This is a genomic window from Thermus arciformis, from assembly GCF_900102145.1.
Taxonomy (GTDB): Bacteria; Deinococcota; Deinococci; order Deinococcales; family Thermaceae; genus Thermus; species Thermus arciformis.
Map to the genome: position 1 here is coordinate 1 of NZ_FNBC01000071.1, position 4643 is coordinate 4643.

A 4643-nucleotide genomic window follows, 5' to 3' on the forward strand; every position below is an offset into this window, starting at 1 on the left:
CTGACGGGAACCTGAGGCGCCACCTCACCCTCTCCCTGGAAGAAGTGGACCGGGCGGAGAACAGGGGAACCAAGGAACTCCTCCTCTGGAAGATCGCCCACCAAGCCGTCTCCCTAGCAGAGGAACACGGGGTGGCCATCGCCACGGAACGCCTGAAGTACCTGAGGAAGTCCAGGAGGGGTGACGGCTCGGGAAGGGCCTTCCGCGGGAAGCAGCACCGCTTCGCTTACGCTTCCCTTCTCCGGAAGGTCCACTCCCTAGCCAGGAGGAAGGGCATCCAGGTTGTGGAGGTCAACCCGCAGGACACCTCCACCATCGGGATGCTCAAGTACGCCCCCCAGCTTTCCCTCTCCAAGGACGTGGCCGCCGCTTACGTCATCGGGAGGAGGGCCTTGGGGTTCAGGGAGAAGCTTCCCAGGGGGTACGAGAGGCTTCTCCGGGACGAACGCTTCAGGGGTCACGTCCAGGGCTTCTACGCCTCCAAGGTGCAGGAACTCCGGGCCAAAAAAGCCCAGGAGCGCAACCCTTACCTGAGGCGCAGGCTTTCCCGGGAGATCGGGAGGGCGAAGCGCCACCTGGCCTTGTTTTCAAGCCTTCAGGGCTCACCGGGGAGCCAGGAGGGGTCAACCGAGGGAAGGGTCACGGGCGAAGCCCGTATCTTGGCCCCCCTTTGGCGCCAATCCCTGGCGGGTCCTGAGGGCAGGCACTTGCAAGATAGGCCCTACGGGCCTGACCCTTCCCCTCCTTGGGCGCGAGGTGCCGAGGAACCTCTCTCCCCTCAAGCCCATCCTCTTCGGGGGATCGTGGGAGGGGTGGGTCAGCCCTGAAAGGGCTACCTTGGAGGGAAGCTTAGGTCCCCATCCTGGTGGGGGGCCGGAGTGCGCTAATGTGCACTCTACTTGACCAGGGAAGAGGCGACCCTGGCCTTGGAGGTGGCCCTGGAGAGCCCCCTCGAGGCCCCCGGGGCCCTGCCCAGCTACGAGGCTTTCCTGGCGGCCTTTCCCCCGGGAGAAGGCCCCTGGGCGAGGCCCCTCCGCCAGGCCCTTCTGGACCTCAGGGCCCTCCTCCTCGCCACCCCGGAGGGCCCCGTGCCCGCCGCCGGGATTCCCTGGTTCGTGGCCCCCTTCGGCCGGGATAGCCTCCTCACCGCCTTCATGCTCCTCCCCTGGGGAAAGGAGGTGGCAAGGAGTGTCCTCCGCTACCTGGCCAAGCGCCAGGGCGCGGTGTGGGACCCCTTCCGGGAGGAGGAGCCCGGCAAGATCCTCCACGAGGTGCGCCTGGGGGAGCTCTCCCGCACCGGCCGGGTGCCCTTCGCCCGCTATTACGGCACCGTGGACGCCACCCCCCTCTTCCTCGTCCTCCTGGGCCGCTACCTGGACCTCACCGGGGACCTCTCCCTGGTGCGGGCGCTCAGGCCCCACTGGGAGGCGGCCCTGGGCTGGCTGGAGCGGGCGGACCTGGACGGGGACGGCCTCCTGGAGTTCGCCCCGAGCGGCACGGGGCTTGCGGTCCAGTCCTGGAAGGACTCCCACGACTCCATGAGCCACGAGGACGGCCGCCTGGCCGAACCTCCCCTGGCGGTGAGCGAGGTCCAGGGCTACGCCTACGCCGCCCACCTGGCTGCAAAGGAGCTCTACCGGGCCCTTGGGGAGGAAGGAAGGGCAAAGGAGGAGGAGAAGCAGGCCCAGGAGCTCTTCGCCCTCATCCAGGAGCGCTTCTGGCTGGAGGAGCTTGGGACCTACGCCCTGGCCCTGGACCGGCATAAGGAGCCCCTTCAGGTGAAGGCTTCCGACGCGGGCCACCTCCTCTGGGCCGGGGCCGTGCCCCGGGAGCTTGCGGCCAAGCTCGTGGCCACCCTCTTCTCCGAGGAGATGTGGTCGGGGTGGGGGCTTCGCGCCCTGGGGAGCCGCGAGGCCCGCTACAACCCCCTCTCCTACCACAACGGCTCCGTATGGCCCCACGACACCGCCCTCTTCGCCGGGGGGCTTTTCCGCTATGGGCTCAAAGAGGAAGGGTTGAGGGTGGCGCAGGCCCTCCTGGACCTGGCCCATTCCCAGCCCGACCTCCGCCTCCCGGAGCTCATAGGGGGCTTCCCCCGGGAGGAGGGCCTTCCCCCCGTGCCCTACCCCGTGGCCTGCCGCCCCCAGGCCTGGGACCCGGCGGCCCTCGTCTACCTCCACGCCCTGGCCGGGGGTTTCCGGGCCTGGTAGGGGAAGCGGGCACGAGGGCCTGCCCCCGGGCCTTCCCCCTCGGTTGCCCTTAGAGTTCCCCCTTGAGGAAGGCCCGCACCAGGCGGTGGAAGGCCGCCGCCTGCTCGATCTGCACCCAGTGGCTCGTCCGCCCCAGGAGGACCAGGTGGGCGTTTGGCAGGTGCTCCATGAGGTAGAGGCTCGTCTCCACGGGCACGATCCCGTCCCGGTGCCCGTGGAGGATGAGGACGGGGTGGTCCATCCGCCTGAGGGCCGAGGGGGGCACCACCAGCTGGTCAATGGCCTCCTGCCTCGGCCTCGGCCACATGGCCTCAAAGCTCCGCCGCACCTCGGGCCTCAGGGCGGCCTCGAGGCGCATCCGGGCGATCTCCTCCAGCCGGTCCCTGACGAACCCCTCGTCAAAGGCGAACCAGCGGATGGCGTTCCTCATGGCGCCCAAGGTGGGGTCCTCGTAGAAGCCCCAAAGGCGGTCCAGCTCCGGGGTCAGGCGGAAAGGACCCCCCACAGGCCCCATGAGGACCACCCTCCCGAAGCGCTCCGGGGCCTCCATGAGGAGGTGCAGGGCGATGGCCCCTCCAAGGGAGTTCCCCACCAGGTGGGCCCGCTCCAGCCCCAGGGCGTCCAAAAGCCCCAGGAGCTGGTCCAGCCAAAGCCGCATCCAGGCCCGCGCTCCCCGGGGGGGCGGCTCGGGGTGGGTGCTCTCCCCGTAGCCCACAAGGTCCGGGGCCAGGCAGAGGAAGTCCCGCCCGAGCTCCGGTAGGGCCAGCTGCCAGTTGGAAAGCCCCGTGGCCCCCGGCCCCGAGCCGTGGATGAAGAGGACCGCCTCCCCCTCGCCCGCCCGGTGGAGGTGGGTTAGGAAGGCTCCCGTGGCGACCTTGACGCTTTCCATGTCTACCTCCCCTTCACCTGAAGGTCACCACAAGGTCCTTTTCCAAAGCCTCGGCCACCCTGCGCAGGGTGCTCAGGGTGTGGCCGAAGTACAGGGGGTCTAGAATCCGGGTCACCACGGAAGGGGGAACCCCCATGCGCTCGGCCAGCTCCTTCCGCTTTAGGCCCTTGCGGCGAAGGGCCTTCTCGATGGCGAGGCTAACGGGGTTCACCGGGCTCGGCCGGATTTCCACAGGGATAAGGCGGTCCCGCTCCTCCTCCAGGTCCGGAGGGGGAGTGGCACCAGGCCTGGGGAAGGGACGCTCCTCCACCTCCAGGTGGGCGAGGTAGTAGGCCACTCCCTCTTCTAAGGCCTTCCGCGCCTCCTCTACGCTGGCCTTTCCGGCCACGAAAACGGGAAGGTCCACGCAGAAACCGCCGTAGGTGCCAGATTCAAGATCGTGTTCGATGTAGCAGGGGTAAGTTACGTCCCAAGATTTAACCATGGTTGAAAGCCTCTATCCCACATTCCGCACCCCTCCTCCCCTTGCGTTAGGATTTTGGGATGGAAGCCACACCCGACCTGCAGGTGTACGACCTCGGCCACCTGGGCCTGGTGGCCGGCATCGTGGACCGTGTCGGGCTGGTCCCCCTGGTGGACGAACGGGTGGGCCCCCGCCCGGGGGAAAAGGTGAGCACGGGGGTGGCCCTGAAAGCGGCCATTATGAACGCCCTGGGCTTTGTCTCTTCTCCCCTCTACCTCTTCGGCCACTACTGGGAGGGTAAGCCCACGGAGTGGCTGCAAGGTCACGGGCTACGCCCGTGACCTGGGAGAGGGCATCACCCCAGGCCTCCTCAACGACGACCGCATGGGCCGCATGCTGGACGCCCTCTACCAGGCGGGGGTGACGGAGCTTTTCTTGGAGGTGGCCAAAAAGGCACGCCAGGCCTTCCCCTTCCCGGTGCGGGCCCTGCACGGGGACACCACCAGCTTCCACGTCCACGGGCGGTACGAGGGGGGAGAGGAGGAAGGGGGGGTCATCCGCATCGTCCAGGGCTACAGCCGGGACCACCGCCCGGACCTGAGGCAATGGGTGATGGGCCTGGTGTGCGCGGACACGGGGGGCATCCCCCTCCTCTTCGCTCCCCAAGACGGGAACGCCAGCGACGCCAAGACTCTGGTGGCCTTGGTGTCCCGGTTCCGGGAGGCCCTGGACCTGGGGGAGGTGGTGGTGCTGGACGGGGCGAGCTACACCCGGGAGAACCTCAGGGCCCTGGAGGGGTTCTCCTGGATTCTGCGCGTTCCCGCCACCTTGGGGGAGGCCCGGGGCCTCTTGGGGGAGGTCTTTCCTGAAGGGGCCTGGACCCCTCTTCTCCCGGGGTACTGGGGGGTGGAGGTGGAGGTGGACTACGGGGGCGTCCGGCAGCGGTGGGTCCTGGTGGAGAGCGAGGCGAGGAGGGAGGAAGAGGAGAGGCGGCTTGGGGAGCGGGTGCGGCGGGCGGAGGAGGAGGCGGGGAAGGCCCTGGGGAGGCTTTTGGCCCGGGAGTTCTCTTGCGAGGCGGACG

General features: G+C 68.6%; 2 protein-coding genes and 3 pseudogenes. 3 read left to right on the forward strand and 2 right to left on the reverse strand.

The window, feature by feature from the left end:
- Together BLP62_RS13195 and BLP62_RS13200 are read left to right on the forward strand one after the other, a co-directional pair.
- Positions 1-903, forward strand: a pseudogene (locus BLP62_RS13195) (IS200/IS605 family accessory protein TnpB-related protein); the annotation flags it as partial.
- A 2-nt stretch (positions 904-905) separates the two neighbouring features.
- A pseudogene (locus tag BLP62_RS13200) lies at positions 906-2210 on the forward strand (amylo-alpha-1,6-glucosidase); the annotation flags it as partial.
- A 49-nt stretch (positions 2211-2259) separates the two neighbouring features.
- On the opposite strand, the gene BLP62_RS13205 reads toward BLP62_RS13200, so the two are convergent.
- Positions 2260-3099, reverse strand: a complete 840-nt coding sequence (locus tag BLP62_RS13205; RefSeq protein WP_093008734.1) for an alpha/beta fold hydrolase — start codon at positions 3097-3099, stop codon at positions 2260-2262.
- A 13-nt stretch (positions 3100-3112) separates the two neighbouring features.
- A complete protein-coding gene (locus BLP62_RS13210; protein ID WP_241374298.1) occupies positions 3113-3505 on the reverse strand; it encodes a helix-turn-helix domain-containing protein in 393 nt (130 codons plus the stop codon).
- A gap of 137 nt (positions 3506-3642) precedes the next feature.
- Between BLP62_RS13210 and BLP62_RS13215 the strand changes: the two are divergent.
- Positions 3643-4643: pseudogene (locus BLP62_RS13215) on the forward strand (IS1634 family transposase); the annotation flags it as partial.